Source organism: Ectothiorhodospira sp. 9100 (genome assembly GCF_022227565.1).
GTDB classification, from domain to species: Bacteria; Pseudomonadota; Gammaproteobacteria; order Ectothiorhodospirales; family Ectothiorhodospiraceae; genus Ectothiorhodospira; species Ectothiorhodospira marina.
Genome location: NZ_JAJNAN010000114.1, coordinates 1 through 1,105, shown reverse-complemented (window position 1 = coordinate 1,105; position 1,105 = coordinate 1). Strand labels below are relative to the sequence as shown.

2 protein-coding genes are annotated in these 1,105 nt (G+C 57.6%); both read left to right on the top strand.

Going from position 1 to position 1,105, the window contains the following annotated elements; all coding sequences use genetic code 11:
* The first annotated feature begins 307 nt into the window (after nt 1–307).
* A complete protein-coding gene (locus LPW29_RS15175; protein WP_238628711.1) occupies nt 308–544 on the top strand; it encodes a type II toxin-antitoxin system Phd/YefM family antitoxin in 237 nt (78 codons plus the stop codon).
* Nucleotides 544–981 carry a type II toxin-antitoxin system VapC family toxin gene (locus tag LPW29_RS15170; RefSeq protein WP_238628710.1) on the top strand — a complete coding sequence of 146 codons (438 nt, stop codon included), beginning with the start codon at nt 544–546 and terminating at the stop codon, nt 979–981. Before LPW29_RS15175 ends, LPW29_RS15170 begins: the two co-directional genes overlap by 1 nt.
* Nucleotides 982–1,105 lie beyond the last annotated feature (124 nt).

Here is a 1,105-nt window from a genome sequence, read left to right as displayed (position 1 = left end):
CGGCTTTCAGAGTGCACGACACAGGAACGTGAACGTCTCCAGCCGTTGGAGCATCCCAGACCACAGCCTGGAAAACCGTTCGTGCCGTGGCGGCCGTGGGCGGAGACCGAAGAAATCGCGCTGACGACCCCAAAAACGCCAGATCCCGCTGGTCCCGGCTGGTAGCGAAGGGCGAGCATGCGTACTCTCTTTGCGTACACGCCCACCCATTTAGTTTACTGTCCTGAACAGATGGCCCATCCCGGTTGGCGGGAAATCGCCAGCTGAACAAGCGCTTTGTTCAAAACACAAGACCCAGGTGATCACAATGCAAACGATCAATGTTCGGGAAACTCGGGAAAGGCTTTCTCAGCTTTTGGATGCCGTTGCGCAAGGTGAGGAGATTGTGATTCTTCGACATGGAAAGCCGGCGGCTCGTTTGACGGCACCGCAACCCGAGCAGGTTCGCTTCCTCGACCGCTCCACGCTGAGGCGGGCCTTGCCTCCAGCCTCGGAAAGCTCCGCAGCCGTGGTTCGGTACCTTCGAAACGATTCCCGTTACTGATGTTATACTTCGACACCAGTGCGCTGCTTCCCTATTATCGGGAGGAACAGGCCAGTGAGCAGGTCCAGAACCTGTTACTCAGGCAGTCGAACCCCGTACTGATCAGCCACTTGACCGAGGTTGAAGTTGCCAGTGCCGTGGCGCACTGGGTGCGGACGGGTGAGTTGAGTGAACCCGAGGCAAATCGGATTGAAAGCACGTTCGGTGATGATGTTCGGCAGGGCCGCTTTGTGCGCTGTCCAATTGACATCATGCACTATCAACGCGCCATCCACTGGATAGGCATACGGAAGACAAGCCTGAGAACTCTCGATGCTCTTCACCTGGCTTGTGCAGAGTATTACCAAGCTCGCTTGATCACAGAGGACGATGCTTTGCTGAGCGCTGCCTTATTCCTTGGCTTGGATGCAAGGCGTGCTGTTGATGGGCGGGAATAGCGGTTGAGCGCTAAGCCACCGGCACCGTCTCCACCTCAAACCCCACCACCTGCCGCTGCTCCCGTGAGAACTCCACCCCGATCAGATGGATCGGCTGACCCCGCCCCCGGTACTTGTCCGCATA